Source organism: Bacillus methanolicus MGA3 (assembly GCF_000724485.1).
GTDB lineage: Bacteria > Bacillota > Bacilli > Bacillales > Cytobacillaceae > Bacillus_Z > Bacillus_Z methanolicus_A.
This window is the reverse complement of the sequence record NZ_CP007739.1, coordinates 608,356-623,736: the sequence shown is the minus strand read 5'-3', so window position 1 is coordinate 623,736 and position 15,381 is coordinate 608,356. Positions and strand designations below refer to the sequence as shown.

The window sequence follows — 15,381 nt, the reverse complement described above, 5'->3', positions numbered from 1 at the left end:
TGTTTCATATTTCCCAATTTACCCTCTATTGCACACAATGGGTCGAGGAACACCATACAAATTTTGTTTCACTCTTGACTTTTAAAACTCTGCATGAAAAACCCCCTCATCTTCCACGCTGTCTTTTCTCCGATGCCCGGGATTTCTTCAAGATCTTCCAGGATCTTCACCAAATGCTCGATGTCTGATTTCCTTTGTTCTTTGGCTCCAGCATCAAAACCACGATTCCAGGCTTGCATGATTTGATCAGCCGCTTTTCCATTTTGGCGGACAGGAAAAGCAATCGTTTCCCTGCCGCGTTTTAGTTTTCGAAGTGTGCTGCCCATTGGATCACCTGCATCATTCAGATTTTCTTCGAACCGTGTAGTAAAATCGCCTTTTTTTCATTAATCATTAATCCCGCCTAAAAACTAAAGAGACAAACTCCTGTAATTTCTTTAAGCCATAAAATATAAAAAATCTTAAGAAAGTTGGTATCTTATGCCTATTATTATTACCGGCACGGATGGAGTGATTTATCAGTTCACACATTCCCTGCGACGCATAACACGATCTTTTTTCGGTCGGCTGTCTACGACTTTCGTTTGAGCAGCGCATATCGGACATTTCATATCTAGCTAATCTCCTTTTCCTTCACAGGCACTCTGTTTTTGAATCGGTAACCCATACGCTCAAGTTTTCCTCGTACACCCAGGGCGCTTTTGTTAATCCTAGAAGCGATATCCTCGAGACAATGCCCTTTATCTATGAGCTCCTCAATCAGCTTTACTTTTTCAGGAGTATACTTCACGTGATTGTTTCTGCGGACAGGACGGGCTTTTAAACCTAATTCTTGGATTCTTCTTTTGATCGCACCCTCGCTACGGTTCAAGCGTTGCGAGATTTCAGGATACGTATATTTGTAGGCGTTCAACATGCCCTTTAAAATGTTGTCCTCTTCTTCTGTCCAAGGGTCATAATTACTCTTTTTGATTTTTCGACGCTTAATAAAATCAGCGTCTCTTTTCACCTTCACCCAATCTGGTTCAGGTCCTAAAATGTTCGGCTCAATCCGGGAAAAATCAATCATCTGTTTATTTTCTTCCGCCCACTTCCAAAAGTTTTCGTATCTGACAACACGGACCTTTGCTTCCGAAACAAAAACTTTCCATTTTGCCGGAAAACCATAGTACTTGATCCATCGCCTTATTTGACTGTGCGAAACGTTGATAGCTTGAGCTAGCTGGTTTATAGTGATCCCGTCGAACGATAGACACGGATCGATTAACCCTAATCTTTGAGCCCTGTTTTTGACGGAAGGAATAGATCGACCTAAACGCGCAGCTATGTTTTTAATACTCATTGATCCCCAACGAACCTCAAGGAAGTTGACTTCCTCATCTGTCCATTTCCTTCTGGCCGTCATGGCTAATTACGCCCCCTTACTCTCAAGCTGTGTTTCAACGATCTCAATCCGTCTTTGGAGCTCATCCATCCGGGCCCGGAATTGTTCTTTCGGCTCAGGTCCGCATTCCGGGCATGTAGTGAAGCCGATAGAAAAACTATTAATCTCATGCACTACATGAGTGCCGCCGCAAAGATTACACATTCTCTTTCACCTTTTTTAAAAATTGTTTTTTTCTAAAATCCGTTCCGTTCATGATAATCGGCTCTGCATTCATCATCATTCGAGAGAATATCCGTTACAGATCCTTTGATGCTTCAAACTCGATTGAGCTTAGATTTGTGGTGTAAATGTTGTGTTTTCCTGCACGTTGATCAATTACTTCAAACAGCTTCTGCATTCCCCAGCCCGATATTTCTCCTTCTGCTCCGATGTCGTCAAAAACCACTAAATCTGCATCCGCTATTGCGTTTATTATTTGTTCTTCGCTGATTCCACTCTCTTTGTTGTATGTATTCCGTATTTTGGTTAGCAGCTTAGGAGTGGAAATGAATATTGTTGTGTACCCCTTTTCCGTCAAAGCTTTCGCAATAGACATTGACAAGTGACTTTTACCAGTACCAAATGAGCCTTGGAAAAACAAATTCTTAGGATTCTTTAAGTCAAATTCCTCAACATAGCGTTTTGCTTTTTGTAAAGCTTGTCTAAATTCATTTGACTCAAAGTTTTCAAAAGTCGCTTCTTTTAGAGACGGATTGATAAAGCTATTCTCCTCAAAAATTCGCTTTAGCCTAGCTTTTTTCGCTTCCTGTTGCTCTTCTTTGACGATTTTCAATGCCTCGCAATCACAGCCTCTTTTTACTTGGGCATCTTTTCCTTTCAACGGTCCGAAAGGAATAACCATTTTGACGATGCAAAATGCCAAGCATTCAAGAAAGCCGTATTGCAGATGAAGTATTAAAGTCTTTTCACAAGCTAGTTTTTGGATGGATTCAGCCAAAAAGCGTCATTCAAAAAGATGAAGCTCAATCAAGAGATGAATGGACCCAGGAATTAAAAAATGTGCAGCGTACAATGGAAAAATATAAATTGATGTTTGTAAATGACTTGATTGATTTTGATGAATTAAACGAGAAAATGCATGTTCTTCAGGAAAAAGAAAAAGAATTGAAATTTAATCTTTCTAAAGAACACTCCTCTCCCACTTCTTCTTATACTCAGGAAAAACTTGAAATGTTAGTCGAGGAATTCCCGAGACTTTGGGAAGTATCTACAGATGAAGAACGAAAAATCCTCTTGTCTGAAATTTTCAGAGAAATTATTATTGATGCCGATGAAAACGCAAAAATAAGTCCTGGCAACTCTAAACCGTTTTGGATAGTCAGTGCAAAATAGCAGGTATATAACCCTATACCTGCTTTTTAATATGCTCGGGGAAGCGATTATGGGAGCCAACGTAGTCCGTGACTTTCTGGCAAGTGTTACTGACATCATTGGCGGAAGAAGCAGTGCTTACGAGAACAAGCTAGCAGAAGGACGTGAAGTTGCCATCAAGGAAATGGAAGAAAAAGCGCGCCGGATGGGAGCTAATGCTGTCGTTAGAGTCGATCTCCGTTTTTGAAACACTCCGGGACGGCATGATGATGTGTGTTGCAACTGGGACATCTGTTTTCGTTAAGGACCACTCTTAATGATAAAGGGACTGGCTCATAAAGGGTCTGACACTTCCTCCGGCAATGCAATATTTTAAATGGTTTTTTTAGTGTTTAATTATATGATGCATTAGTGGGGTCTGGCCCATTGCTTATGAGCCAGCCCCTTTTGATTGCCTCACTATTTTCTTGAGAAAAAAACAGGCATGAGGTCCTTCCTTCCTTACAGGAATATATTTCTCTTTTAATGTAAAATTCCCTCTATATTCGTTATACTTATAAAGCAAACCTTTATTAAGAGGAAGGAGAAACTATGAAATCTCTCGTTCTTGCTGAAAAACCGAGTGTCGCCCGTGAAATTGCCCGGGTACTCGGCTGCAAACAACAGCATAAACATTACTTTGAAGGAAATAAATATATCGTTACATGGGCTCTCGGCCATTTAATCGAATTAAAAATGCCGGAGCATTATGATACAAAATATAAAACATGGCGGCTTGAAGATTTGCCGATTATCCCTGATAAGATGGGCTTGAAAGTAATCAAACAAACCAGCCACCAGTTCAGAGGAATTGAAAACCTGGCAAAACGACCGGACATTAAGGATTGCATTATCGCGACCGATGCCGGGCGGGAAGGCGAACTTGTTGCCCGCTGGATTCTAAAAAAAATTCATTGGAAAAAGCCGATCCTTCGCTTATGGATTTCTTCTCAGACGGACAAAGCGATCCGCGACGGCTTCAACCATTTAAAGCCGGGGAAACAATTTGATGCGTTATATGAATCTGCCGTCTGCCGGGCGGAAGCCGACTGGCTGATCGGGCTAAACGTAACTAGAGCGCTTACGACCAAATATAATGATCCGCTATCAGCAGGCCGTGTTCAAACCCCTACGCTTGCCATGATTATAGACCGGGAAAAAGAAATCCAAAAATTTGTTCCGAAAGAATATTGGACAATCAAAGCACAGATCGGCTCTCTCTTTGCATCATGGGAACGAAACGGCGAAAAGCGGATTTTTTCAAAAGAGACTGCTGAAAAAATTCACAAAAAGCTTGAAGGCAATATAGCAGTTGTTGTCTCGATTGACCGCAAGAAAAAAAGTGAACAGCAGCCTCTTCCCTATGACTTAACGGAACTTCAGCGGGATGCCAATAAACGTTTCGGCTTTTCAGCAAAGAAAACATCGTCTGTTTTGCAAAGGCTGTATGAGCAGTATAAGCTTGTGACTTATCCTCGAACAGACTCCCGCTATTTAACAACGGACATGGAAGCTACTATGCTTGACCGCCTTGAGGCAATGTCATCAGGATACAAAGAAGAAGTTCGCTCGCTGCTTGCCAACAAGGGCAGAGTCATCGCTAAACGGGTGTTTAATAATGAAAAAGTTACAGATCACCATGCCATTATCCCTACGGAAGAACGCTTGAATATAAGCGATCTTTCAGCAGATGAACGAAAACTTTATGATCTGATTGCCCGCCGCTTTTTGGCGCTGTTTTATCCTTCATACCAATATGAAACCATCCACGCGGTTTTTGACGTTAACGGAGAGATACTTTCTGCCCGTGAAACCGTTGTTGTCGATCCCGGGTTTAAAAGAGTTCTTGGCAAAAGTAACGATGAGTTGGACAACCAACAGCTCGGAGACCTTACAATAAGCCAATCTTTTAAGGTTAAAAATGTGGAAATGAAGAAAAAGCTGACCGATCCCCCGCTTCGCTATTCGGAAGCCGATATTCTTTCACAGATGGAAAAGTTCGGCCTCGGCACACCGGCAACCAGAGCAGACATTATTGAACGGCTTGTCGAAACAGAGGTGGTTGAACGCCAAAATGGAAGGTTTTATCCGACAAAGAAAGGGAAACAACTGATTGAACTTGTTAACGAAGAATTAAAATCTCCGGAGTTGACAGCCCGCTGGGAAAAGGAGCTTGAAGCGATAGCCCGCGGCAAAGGAAACCCGAAAACATTCCTGCATAATATACGGAAACAAACAGAGCATCTTGTTTCTGAAATTAAGAAAAGCGATCGTTCCTACCGAGCCCATAATCTGACCGGTTCAAAATGTCCGGAATGCGGTTCGTTCTTAAAAGAACGGACGACAAAAGAAGGACGAATTTTAGTATGTTCGAATATGGAGTGCCGCTTCCGTAAACATAAAGATCCGAAACTTTCAAAACGTCGCTGTCCACAATGCAAAAAGCGGATGGAAATTCACGAAGGCAAAGCCGGAGTCTATTTCCAATGCCGCCCATGCAATGTCGTCGAGAAAGCAGAAGAAAAGAAAAAAGCCGTGACAAAGCGGGAAGAACGGCAGTTGATTCAGAAATACAGCCAAAAAAATGAGGCATTTGGCATAAGTTTAGGAGATTTATTAAAACAGGCATTGGAAGACAAAGAATAAATGATGAATCGGATTTTGGGTTATGAGCTCGTAATCTGACTTATGAGCCGTCATTCTCGTTTATGAGCCTTTACTCAATAAACCAGGCGAATTTTCGCTTGGTTCTTTTTTGCCTTTATAAGTATTCATAGCAATTTCTTATTTTTGAATCAGCCGTATTTCCTCAATCGGGTCGTCTTTTGATGCAGAAGCTCCTTCGAGCCATAATTCTTTTCCTCCGGCAATCATATACATTTGAAAATAATTGCCGTCCATTTCATTTATTCCCTCAGCATCAGGAAACCCCATGATTTTTTCTGCATCCTTCATATAAAGCTTTTCTTTTTTTGGAAAGTAGCTAATAAAATTAATTACTGGCTGTTCTGATTCTAAATAGCCATAAGCATGTTCACTATAGCCAAAAACAAGCGATCCGTTCCTAAATTCCTCAAAATCAGGTGCTCCGTTCTCATTTTTAATCAGTTTAACCGGTGTGCCGATTGGATATGGGTCCCCTTTCAGTCTCCCTTTTTTTATTTCATCTGCAAAAGAGTGATCAAAATATACGGATGCTGCGGCCTGTTTTTCTAGTTCGGTTATCAGTTGAATCGTAATCTTTACAACTTGCTTTCCATTTCCGTAGTCAAAAATGATCTCACGGTTATGATCCCCTTCCGTAACAATATATTGTCCTTCAACATCACCCTCCATTAAATCTTGGCGAATTTGTACATCTCCTTTGACAAGCCCGGATTGCCTGATTCCAATTGTATCGCCTGGCTTTACTCTTATCGTATGATCTGATACGCCTTTTACAAGCAGTGTTCCGCCTGAAGTCTCATATTCTAATAAAACATCGCTTTTATCTTTTAAGTGATTCCGTGCATTTAAATATTGCGGACTGCCTTTAAAATTTTCATTTTCCCAGTGAAATGTCTCTTGTTGTTCTTTACCTTTAAATACAAGTAAATTATCTTCAATGTTCACCTCTCCGGATTGAACATATTCACTTCTTAATTCTTGAAGCTTTTGGAATGAATGTTGTCCATAACCGTACAACCAGGCTGCTGTTTGTGTTGTTGAGCCTGCTTTCAGCTGGCATTCAACAACAAGTCTTGTTTCCCGTTTACCCTTTTGATCAATGGTAAGCGGTCCTGCTATAGTAAAACGGACTGCATTTGGAACTTCATCCTTAAAAAAGATTTCCCATTTGTTTTTTTCCTCATTGTATTTTTTTGCAATTAAAATACCTTTTTGCATGTGATTATCCATTCTTGTGTAGGATGCTAATATTTCCGGCGATTTTCGCCCAGACAAATGAAGCACTTCAAACATTGGTTTTTCAGTCGTATCTATATCATCCTGAATTCCGCTTTCGCGGATCCAGTCTTCCTTCGTAAATGTTTGTTGTATTTCAGCTTTTGGAATTTCATATTCTTTGTTTTTTTTCTCATTTGAACAAGCTGTTAAAATTGCTAAACCTAAAAGTACCAAAAAAACCTTCTTCAAAATATCTTTCTCCCTTCCAAATAAGGATAACATGCTTTTAGTCTGAAATGGCCTCTTTCTTATCAATTTATTGGAGGTGCTGACATTTTTGTTGATTCAAGTTTCACACAGTTTCTATTTCAGGCAAGAATCGAGTACAATAAAAATAAGATTCTGAAAAGGAGAATAAAAAGATGAATGATTTTCAAACGAAATTAGAAAAATACGCTGAACTGGCAGTCAAAGTCGGCGTCAATATTCAAAAAGGGCAGACACTCGTAGTTAACGCTGCCATCGATGCTGCACAATTAGTAAGGCTCATTGTCAAAAAAGCTTACGAAACGGGTGCGGATAATGTGGTCGTTAATTGGTCCGACGATATTGTCACAAGAATCAAATATGATTTGGCTCCTGATGAAGCTTTTCTTACATATCCTAAGTGGCGGGCAAAGGAAACCGAAGAATTAGCGGAAAATGGTGCAGCCTTTATGTCAATCGTATCTTCCAGCCCTGATTTATTAAAAGGAGTAGATCCAGAGCGCATTTCCAATTTTCAAAAGACAGCAGGCAAAGCACTCGCAAACTACCGCAAATATGTCCTATCCGATAAAATCAGCTGGACTGTCATTGCTGCTTCATCAGCCGCATGGGCGGAAAAAGTATTCCCTCATGAACCTGTGGAAACAAGGGTCCAAAAGCTTTGGGATGCTATTTTTAAAGCGACACGCACTGATTTGGATAACCCTGTTGACGCATGGAAAAAACATAATGAAACCCTTCACGAAAAAGTTCAATATTTAAACAACAAACGGTATAAAAAATTGCATTACAAAGCACCCGGTACGGATTTAACAATCGAATTGCCGGAAAAACATCTTTGGGTAGGAGCAGGCAGCGTAAATGAAAAAGGCATTAATTTTATGGCCAATATGCCAACGGAAGAAGTATTCACTGTTCCGCACAGAGATGGAGTTAATGGCTATGTTTCAAGCACAAAACCTTTGAGCTACGGCGGTAACATTATCAATAACTTTACGCTTACCTTTGAAAACGGAAGAATTGTCAAAGTAAAAGCTGAGGAAGGAGAAGAAATATTAAAACGTCTTATCGAAACGGACGAAGGCTCCCACTACCTTGGTGAAGTTGCTCTTGTTCCGCATAACTCGCCGATCTCCCAATCAAACATATTATTCTATAATACACTGTTTGATGAAAACGCCTCTAACCACCTTGCAATCGGAAGTGGATACGCATTTTGTCTAGAAGGCGGAAAAACATTGTCATCAGACAAATTAAAAGCTAATGGTGTAAATGAAAGCATAACACACGTTGATTTTATGATCGGTTCAGCGGAAATGGATATTGACGGAATAACGGCTGACGGAAAATCAGAGCCTGTATTCAGGAGCGGCGACTGGGCATTTTAAATAAGACCTTTGAAAAGATCATGCAACTCTTTTTGGCATGATCTTTTTTTCAATAAGCCCTTTACTGTGTGACAAATGTCATTGCAACTTTCCTGTAATTATGGGACGATAATAGCTACTCTCTCTTTTCTAACTTTTTTATATCCGTATTTTTAAATTCGGAGGGAAATGTTATGGTGCAACAATTACGGATAATTGTTTCGGGAAAAGTTCAAGGAGTGGGCTTTCGGTATTTTACACAAATGAAGGCTAATACGTATGGTATAACAGGATGGGTGCGAAATCAACCAAACGGCAATGTAGAAATCATCGCAGAAGGAAATAAGGATGACTTAGCATTGTTTCTGGCCAGCATCAAGGAAGGAAACCCTTTTTCAAGAGTAAGCCATATGGAAATAGAAGAAGTGAACGAAATCAGCGGTTTTACTTCATTTACGATAAAATATTAAAAGAGGATGACTTATGAGGTTCTGACCCCCTCCACAAATAACAATAATATAGAATTGTTTTATTTGTGTTAGCCTATTTGTTGTATTGGAGGGGTCTGGCCCTTTGCTTATGAGTCAACCTCTTTTCATCTTTTAGCGATTATCAATTTTTTCCGGGTAAAGATCGTGGTTCATCAGGCGATATTCTGCCATTTTTTCATATTTTGTTCCCGGTCTGCCGTAGTTTGTGTATGGGTCAATGGAGATGCCGCCTCTTGGGGTAAATTTGCCCCACACTTCTATATATTTCGGATCCATTAAGTCAATCAAATCATTCATAATAATGTTTACACAGTCTTCATGGAAATCACCATGGTTCCGGAAACTGAACAAATATAGTTTTAAAGATTTGCTTTCAACCATTTTTTTATCAGGAATATAACTAATATAAATGGTTGCAAAATCAGGCTGGCCAGTTTTCGGGCACAGGCTCGTAAACTCCGGACAATTAAATTTTACAAAATAATCACGATTCGGATGTTTATTATCAAACGCTTCTAGAACTTCCGGAGTATACTCGAACAAATATTTAGTCCCTTGATTCCCAAGCAAAGTTAAATCTTTCAATTCTTCTTCTTTTCTTCCAGACATAAAAATGCCTCCCTTTTATGAGTCCGTGTCATAAAGGAGAGGTTTAGACAATGCACTTTCAATAAAAGAAAAACCATATCTCCTCAAGATATGGTTGATTTTCATCAAAGCCATAGTTTTTTATAGAGGGTTAGTGCTATGAACCTCTCCCGTCAGCACGGGATATCTTTTAATAGAATTATCAGTAGTAACTATAGAAAAAAAAAGGTTCACTGTCAACTGGAAAAAACGATAGCATTACGGAGCTTTTTCTCAAATAATTGCCGTACACCTCTCTGAATGGCGGGGTGCGTATTACAGACATGATCTATTCTTATTTGAGATGATTAAATTTTTCTTGGAAATGTTCTCAATCTCCACGAAATGCCGATCTTCTTACATATTGTTAAATAATGCATCAGCGCTAACAATACAGCCCCTGCATTCATTCCGATAATAATTCCGCCCATTTGAAAATCATACATAGAGCCAAGAAAGTACATAAGCGCAAAGGAAATAACGGTAGACCATATGGAATGAATAAAGGTATCTTTAATCAGACCGAGGCCGATTAAATACGCCTGCATCGGAATGACAAAAAAGTGAAATAAAAAGTATGGCCAGAGCATTTGCAAATATACTGCTGCAGTTTCGGAATGGAAAAACAAACTTGTAAGAGGTCCGGCAAAAAAAGAAATAATGGCTACAGCAAGAACCCCATATGTGAATGTTAAAACCATCACTTGTTGCAACAGTTTTTGTAGACGATGAGTTTCTTTTTTAGCATACGCATTTGAAACGGTTGGAATTAGCATAATAAGGAGCGAGTGAGCAATAAATGCCGGAAAAAAACCAATCGTCATTGCTACTCCTGCTAACATTCCAAAATGTTCTGTTGCCAGATTTTCACTGAAGCCTGCCCGAACTAATGCTGCCTTAATCAAAAACGGCTGAATGGCATGGGTGAAAGCATGAAAAATCCGCATAGCTGTAGTCGGGATCGAAACTGACATCAAGTTTTGCAAAACATTTTTTTTGCTAAGGATATTTTGTGGGTCCTGCTTCAAGTGATGAAACTGAACGATAAACATATGGATTAAATACACAAAAACAATAAATTCACTTCCAACCAATGTGCAAAATGCAACGAGTAGCGCGGTTTGCATTTCAAAATGAAAAAGTTGATAAACCAATACGAGAATGCCGAGCTGAACCAATTTTCGCAAAAAATTTGAAACAGCTATTTTCCCCATTTGTTGTTTTCCCATAAAATATCCTCTTGCAATTGAGGAAAATGAGATAACTGGAATAAGAAAAATGACAAGCCATTTCAAAAACGGATGGTAATGTTGAAAGACTGGAATTTTTGGTAAAAGGACAGCTGTTGTAATCAACAAACATGCAGTAAAAATGATTGTTAGGCGGATCGCATGCTGAAGCATACTTTTATGGTATTTACCATCCCGTTCGGCTATGAATTTTGAGATCGAAATCGGCAATTCTAAACTTGCAAGCAATACGAAAAAAAAGATGGAAGGAAGAATGGACATATACAGCCCCATCCCCCGTTCCCCCAGTTCATTTGCAAGGACCAAATTGACAAGAAATTCGATACACTCACTAAAAAAAGCTGCTGCTGCTAACAGCAACGTTCCTTTAAAAAAAGAATTCATGAAGTCTCTCCTTAATTAAGATCGATTCTTTATAAAGATATGAGACAAGTATCAAGATTATTTTAAAAATTGTAATTAAAGATGAAATGATAATAATAATTTATTACTTTTTTACACAAATTAATAATGACAGAAATAAGAAAAGTATTTTTTTTGGAATTTATTGTTATATTGAAATAATATTTTGACAATACAATTTTATTAATAGTATTATGGAATAGTTGAATAAGGGAGGTTGTATGGATGTCAACGAAGAACAAAGACAAAATTATTGAAAGCGTTCCCCAAAAAGGTTTTTTTGGGCATCCTAAAGGATTATCCACACTATTTTTCACAGAGTTTTGGGAACGTTTTTCATATTATGGTATGAGAGCGATTCTTCTCTACTATATGTATTATGAAATCTCTAAAGGCGGATTAGGGATGGATGAAGCAACCGCAGCGTCTATAATGGCCATCTACGGTTCTCTTGTTTACATGTCCGGCATTATCGGAGGCTGGGTAGCTGACCGCCTGCTTGGTACAACGAAGACCGTTTTTTACGGCGGTATACTCATCATGTTTGGGCATATTGTCTTATCTTTACCAGGCAGCATCACTGCTTTATTTATCTCAATGGGCTTAATTATCATTGGTACCGGACTTTTAAAGCCAAATGTTTCCACTGTAGTAGGGGAATTATATAGCGATAAAGACCCTCGCAGAGATTCTGGTTTCAGTATTTTTTATATGGGCATTAACCTTGGTGCATTTCTTTCTCCGCTGATTGTTGGTACCGTTGGACAAAAATATAATTTCCATCTCGGATTTAGCCTTGCAGCAATCGGTATGTTCTTAGGACTTATCGTATTTGTTTTAACGAAAAAGAAAAACCTTGGACTTGCAGGCACATATGTTCCAAATCCTTTAACAAAAGAAGAAAGAAAAAGCGTATTTGCCAAAATTGGTATCGGCGCTTTCATGATCGTCATTTTAGGTGCAATTACTATTCCAACTGGCTTTTTAACCATTGACAGATTTACACTGCTTGTCAGTATCCTTGGGATAGTCATTCCGACTTTGTATTTTATTTTTATGTACCGCAGTCCAAAAACAACAGAAGTGGAACGTTCACGGCTGATTGCCTATATTCCATTATTTATTGCGTCCATCATTTTCTGGGCTGTTCAGGAGCAGGGATCTATTATTTTGGCGACATATGCAGACAAGCGTACACAGCTGCATTTTGCCGGCTTAGAAATTCAATCGTCTTGGTTCCAATCATTAAATCCGCTTTTTATCATTTTCCTCGCACCTGTTTTTGCTTGGATATGGGTTAAAATGGGAAAACGTCAGCCAACAACTACACAAAAGTTTGCTTTTGGATTACTTTTTGCTGGATTATCCTTCCTTGTCATGATCATTCCGGCATATGTAAACGGAACGGAAACATTAGTCAATCCGCTATGGCTTGTACTTAGCTTTTTCTTAGTTGTTCTTGGGGAGCTATGCTTATCTCCTGTCGGACTATCAACAACAACAAAACTTGCACCAGCAGCTTTCTCTGCCCAAACAATGAGCTTATGGTTCTTGTCAAGTGCGTCTGCCCAAGCAATTAACGCACAAATCGTCCGCCTTTATTCTCCGGAAACAGAAATTGTTTACTTTGGAGTCATTGGTGCAGTATCAGTCATTTTAGGTGTTATTTTATTTATGATTTCACCGATTATGAAACGTTATATGAATGGTATCCATTAATACAAACGCACACTGAAATTTCTCATAATTTTAAAAATGAAAAACTGCCTGTCGTTCTCCTTACAAAAGACAGGCAGTTTAGTTTTTTAGTTAAAAACATGCCACGTTTTCTATTTTACGAGCGAATGCTTAAATGCATAAATAACTGCTTGGGTTCGATCCTGAACCTGGAGCTTACTTAAAATATTGCTTACGTGGGTTTTTACTGTCTTTAACGCAATAAAAAGCTCATCAGCAATTTCCTGGTTAGTTTTTCCTTCAGCCATCAAAAGCAAAATTTCCATTTCACGACTTGTTAATTCGTCATGAAGTTCACGTGATTTTTTTTGCCTCATTTTCAGCATCATTTTTCCTGTTACTTCCGGTTCGAGTACAGATTGGCCGTGGTATGTAGCCCGAATTGCATTAGCGATTTCACTAGCCTTCGAAGTTTTCAGCATATAACTTGTCGCACCTGCTTCCAAAGCAGGATACACTTTTTCGTCGTCCAAAAAGCTTGTTACAATGATGATTTTGGCCTCGGGCCAGCTCTCAATTATTTTTCTCGTTGCTTCGATTCCATCCATTTCTTTCATCACAAGGTCCATTAAAATAATATCCGGACGCAGTGATAAAGCCATTTCGACTGCCGTTTTTCCGTTATCTGCTTCTCCAATGACTTCAATGTCAGGCTGAGCGGACAGGTAAGAGGAGACCCCGATCCTCACCATTTCATGATCATCTACAAACAACACTTTAATCATCTGTATCACCTTCAATCATCATAGGAACTTTTACTTCAAGACGTGTACCTTTCTGTTTAACACTGACAATTTTTAACGTGCCGCCAATCTCAATCGCCCGTTCATACATATTTTGGAGACCGTAAGAGCCTGCTTTTGTTTCTTCTACGTCGAATCCGACACCATCATCAGTGACTCTGAGTATTATAAAATCATCCCGCTGAATGAGTAACACATCAAAATTCTTCGCCTTTGAGTGGCGGAGGGTATTTGAGACAGATTCCTGCAAAATACGGAACAAATGATCTTCAACACCTTTATCCATTGGGAACTCCTCAAGCTTCCAGTGAATTTTCATTGATACTTTTTGGGATAATTCGATTAATAATTCTTCTATTCCTTCTTTAAGGGTTTTACCTTTTAACGCAATAGGACGCAAGTGAAGAAGTAGTGCCCGCATTTCAAGCTGAGACTGATGAATCATTTCCTCAACCATTTTTAATTGCTTTGTTTCACGATCATCTGATAAAGGCTTTCCCTCATTAATTGCAGACATGAGCATGGACGCCGCAAACAGCTGCTGGCTGACCGAATCATGCAGCTCCCGGGCCAATCGGTTTCGTTCTTGTGAAATAATTTCCTGAATTCTGTTTTCTTGATTCTCAGCTTTTTCCGTGGCAAGCCGCTGTGAAAGCTTTGTTTGTTCAGCAATATGTTTTTGGATTTTTTGAATTCTTTGAGTAATTATTTCGAGTTCAACTAATGAGCCTTGTTCAATCCCCTCTATTGGCCTTCCTTCTTCTATCTGATGCAAGCAAGAATCAACGATCTGAATTTGTTTGCGCCAATATAATCCTGATATAAGCCCAAAGATGATACCAATAACAATACTGACACTCGGCAAAAAAACGATAAAGGGAATGTTCATTAATTCACGATCCCATAATTGCGACCAATCTGGCAATGGGTATGCAGTAATCATTGCAGCTGTAATAAAAATGAAAATGATGATCGACAAACCTGCTCCTAAAATAATATGGCGCTGTACAATACTCATACCCGCTTCACCTCTAATTCTCCTACAATGAATGAGGTAAAGATTTTCACCTTTTGTTCCTGGTTGTCATACTCCGGTGTCTGGATATGCAGGTTCTGATTGAATATCTTTTCTTCTTTATGATCAAAGATGGTCGCTGAACCGGCTAAACTTGAGTGATTTACACTCACTTCCAAATCATACGGCACGAGCACTTGAACATTACCGATCATATTTCTGATCACAATCACCGTTTCGCCTTTTGGCAATACCGTATAGCTTAAATCAATGATTGTATCTCCGATTCCTGCTTGAATATTGATATCGTTCCATTCATATACACGTTCAGGCGTCCTTTGCTGTCCGAAAAAAATATTTTCAAGAACAGGCTTTCTTTTTATTATTGTTTTGTCCCCTTGCGAAGGTTTTTCGTTCACTTTTATGACGGGGATTATTTTTTCCGGATGGCGCTTGGACTGCGAAAACTGAATAATGAAATGAATCAAGATGGCGAGAAGAAAGAAGCGAAATGTTATCATCCCAAGTATACTTGCAGCGAAAAAAATTAAACCTGCCCAGAATAGAAGGGTTCCAAAAGTTTTCGGCATCATTTTTCGTCCAAAATAGATCATTCCACTTGCCACAAGAAGAGAGAAAATAATTCCCTTATTGAAAAAAGAGATTTCGAGAAAAAGCATTACGAGACCAATAAGCAGAATCCAGCTGATATAATCACTTTTAAGTTTGTTCATCATGTTAGTTTCCTCCCTTCTTCTGGCATGAGGATAATTATTGTTAACGTAAAAAGGCGCAGAGGT

Annotated in this window: 15 protein-coding genes and 1 pseudogene; 6 read left to right on the top strand and 10 right to left on the bottom strand. The window is 39.2% G+C overall.

Translation table 11 applies throughout. The features are described from left to right. Positions 1–68: 68 nt before the first annotated feature. The 4 genes from BMMGA3_RS03095 to BMMGA3_RS03085 all read right to left on the bottom strand — a co-directional run bounded on the left by BMMGA3_RS03095 (position 69) and on the right by BMMGA3_RS03085 (position 2,219). The gene (locus tag BMMGA3_RS03095) at positions 69–326 is read right to left on the bottom strand and encodes a hypothetical protein (RefSeq protein WP_003347887.1); all 258 of its coding nucleotides are present in this window, start codon (positions 324–326) and stop codon (positions 69–71) included. A 287-nt stretch (positions 327–613) separates the two neighbouring features. Beyond that, complete coding sequence (locus BMMGA3_RS03090) at positions 614–1,405, bottom strand: hypothetical protein (RefSeq protein WP_003347889.1); 792 nt, start codon at positions 1,403–1,405, stop codon at positions 614–616. Positions 1,406–1,411: 6 nt separating this feature from the next. Continuing rightward, a complete protein-coding gene (locus BMMGA3_RS17735; protein ID WP_003347891.1) occupies positions 1,412–1,588 on the bottom strand; it encodes a hypothetical protein in 177 nt (58 codons plus the stop codon). A gap of 94 nt (positions 1,589–1,682) precedes the next feature. After that, positions 1,683–2,219 (bottom strand): ATP-binding protein, encoded by a 537-nt coding sequence (locus BMMGA3_RS03085; RefSeq protein ID WP_185762558.1) that lies wholly within the window; start codon positions 2,217–2,219, stop codon positions 1,683–1,685. An 83-nt stretch (positions 2,220–2,302) separates the two neighbouring features. Here BMMGA3_RS03085 and BMMGA3_RS03080 point away from each other — a divergent pair, with 83 nt between their 5' ends. The 3 genes and pseudogenes from BMMGA3_RS03080 (at position 2,303) to BMMGA3_RS03070 (ending at position 5,443) form a co-directional block, all read left to right on the top strand. Further along, positions 2,303–2,779, top strand: a complete 477-nt coding sequence (locus BMMGA3_RS03080) for a hypothetical protein (protein ID WP_003347895.1) — start codon at positions 2,303–2,305, stop codon at positions 2,777–2,779. A gap of 37 nt (positions 2,780–2,816) precedes the next feature. After that, a pseudogene (locus BMMGA3_RS03075) lies at positions 2,817–3,075 on the top strand (YbjQ family protein); the annotation flags it as partial. 274 nt (positions 3,076–3,349) lie between these two features. Further along, a complete protein-coding gene (locus tag BMMGA3_RS03070) occupies positions 3,350–5,443 on the top strand; it encodes a DNA topoisomerase III (protein WP_003347899.1) in 2,094 nt (697 codons plus the stop codon). 138 nt (positions 5,444–5,581) lie between these two features. Here BMMGA3_RS03070 and BMMGA3_RS03065 read toward each other — a convergent pair whose 3' ends face one another. After that, positions 5,582–6,931, bottom strand: coding sequence for a membrane lipoprotein lipid attachment site-containing protein (locus tag BMMGA3_RS03065; RefSeq protein WP_034669442.1), 1,350 nt, complete (start codon positions 6,929–6,931; stop codon positions 5,582–5,584). 173 nt (positions 6,932–7,104) lie between these two features. Here BMMGA3_RS03065 and BMMGA3_RS03060 point away from each other — a divergent pair, with 173 nt between their 5' ends. Both BMMGA3_RS03060 and BMMGA3_RS03055 read left to right on the top strand, forming a co-directional pair. Continuing rightward, the gene (locus BMMGA3_RS03060; protein ID WP_003347904.1) at positions 7,105–8,337 is read left to right on the top strand and encodes an aminopeptidase; all 1,233 of its coding nucleotides are present in this window, start codon (positions 7,105–7,107) and stop codon (positions 8,335–8,337) included. A 176-nt stretch (positions 8,338–8,513) separates the two neighbouring features. Continuing rightward, positions 8,514–8,786: an acylphosphatase gene (locus BMMGA3_RS03055; RefSeq protein ID WP_185762570.1), complete on the top strand. Its 273-nt coding sequence runs from the start codon at positions 8,514–8,516 to the stop codon at positions 8,784–8,786. Between the two features lie 132 nt (positions 8,787–8,918). On the opposite strand, the gene queF is transcribed toward BMMGA3_RS03055, so the two are convergent. Together queF and BMMGA3_RS03045 are read right to left on the bottom strand one after the other, a co-directional pair. After that, positions 8,919–9,416: a preQ(1) synthase gene (queF, locus tag BMMGA3_RS03050; RefSeq protein ID WP_003347908.1), complete on the bottom strand. Its 498-nt coding sequence runs from the start codon at positions 9,414–9,416 to the stop codon at positions 8,919–8,921. 326 nt (positions 9,417–9,742) lie between these two features. Next, positions 9,743–11,068, bottom strand: a complete 1,326-nt coding sequence (locus tag BMMGA3_RS03045; protein ID WP_003347910.1) for a polysaccharide biosynthesis protein — start codon at positions 11,066–11,068, stop codon at positions 9,743–9,745. Between the two features lie 243 nt (positions 11,069–11,311). Between BMMGA3_RS03045 and BMMGA3_RS03040 the strand changes: the two genes are divergently transcribed. Beyond that, positions 11,312–12,805 carry a peptide MFS transporter gene (locus BMMGA3_RS03040; RefSeq protein ID WP_003347912.1) on the top strand — a complete coding sequence of 498 codons (1,494 nt, stop codon included), beginning with the start codon at positions 11,312–11,314 and terminating at the stop codon, positions 12,803–12,805. A gap of 110 nt (positions 12,806–12,915) precedes the next feature. Here the strand turns inward: BMMGA3_RS03040 and BMMGA3_RS03035 are convergent, their stop codons facing one another. From BMMGA3_RS03035 to liaF, 3 genes are read right to left on the bottom strand one after another with little or no spacing between them, the layout of a single operon-like run. Beyond that, positions 12,916–13,548 (bottom strand): response regulator transcription factor, encoded by a 633-nt coding sequence (locus BMMGA3_RS03035; RefSeq protein ID WP_003347914.1) that lies wholly within the window; start codon positions 13,546–13,548, stop codon positions 12,916–12,918. Further along, a complete protein-coding gene (locus BMMGA3_RS03030) occupies positions 13,541–14,584 on the bottom strand; it encodes a sensor histidine kinase (protein ID WP_003347916.1) in 1,044 nt (347 codons plus the stop codon). Before BMMGA3_RS03030 ends, BMMGA3_RS03035 begins: the two co-directional genes overlap by 8 nt. Beyond that, entirely contained in the window at positions 14,581–15,318 is a 738-nt protein-coding gene (liaF, locus tag BMMGA3_RS03025; RefSeq protein WP_003347918.1) for a cell wall-active antibiotics response protein LiaF, read from the bottom strand. Before liaF ends, BMMGA3_RS03030 begins: the two co-directional genes overlap by 4 nt. Between the last annotated feature and the right edge of the window lie 63 nt (positions 15,319–15,381).

Bases quoted from the DNA above. Each gene is read 5' to 3' on its own strand.
- queF (WP_003347908.1), bottom strand. From the start codon at position 9,416: ATGTCTGGAAGAAAAGAAGAAGAATTGAAAGATTTAACTTTGCTTGGG.
- BMMGA3_RS03080 (WP_003347895.1), top strand. From the start codon at position 2,303: ATGCCAAGCATTCAAGAAAGCCGTATTGCAGATGAAGTATTAAAGTCT.
- BMMGA3_RS03030 (WP_003347916.1), bottom strand. From the start codon at position 14,584: ATGAGTATTGTACAGCGCCATATTATTTTAGGAGCAGGTTTGTCGATC.
- BMMGA3_RS03035 (WP_003347914.1), bottom strand. From the start codon at position 13,548: ATGATTAAAGTGTTGTTTGTAGATGATCATGAAATGGTGAGGATCGGG.
- BMMGA3_RS03095 (WP_003347887.1), bottom strand. From the start codon at position 326: ATGGGCAGCACACTTCGAAAACTAAAACGCGGCAGGGAAACGATTGCT.
- BMMGA3_RS03070 (WP_003347899.1), top strand. From the start codon at position 3,350: ATGAAATCTCTCGTTCTTGCTGAAAAACCGAGTGTCGCCCGTGAAATT.
- BMMGA3_RS03040 (WP_003347912.1), top strand. From the start codon at position 11,312: ATGTCAACGAAGAACAAAGACAAAATTATTGAAAGCGTTCCCCAAAAA.
- BMMGA3_RS17735 (WP_003347891.1), bottom strand. From the start codon at position 1,588: ATGTGTAATCTTTGCGGCGGCACTCATGTAGTGCATGAGATTAATAGT.
- BMMGA3_RS03060 (WP_003347904.1), top strand. From the start codon at position 7,105: ATGAATGATTTTCAAACGAAATTAGAAAAATACGCTGAACTGGCAGTC.
- BMMGA3_RS03045 (WP_003347910.1), bottom strand. From the start codon at position 11,068: ATGAATTCTTTTTTTAAAGGAACGTTGCTGTTAGCAGCAGCAGCTTTT.
- liaF (WP_003347918.1), bottom strand. From the start codon at position 15,318: ATGATGAACAAACTTAAAAGTGATTATATCAGCTGGATTCTGCTTATT.
- BMMGA3_RS03090 (WP_003347889.1), bottom strand. From the start codon at position 1,405: ATGACGGCCAGAAGGAAATGGACAGATGAGGAAGTCAACTTCCTTGAG.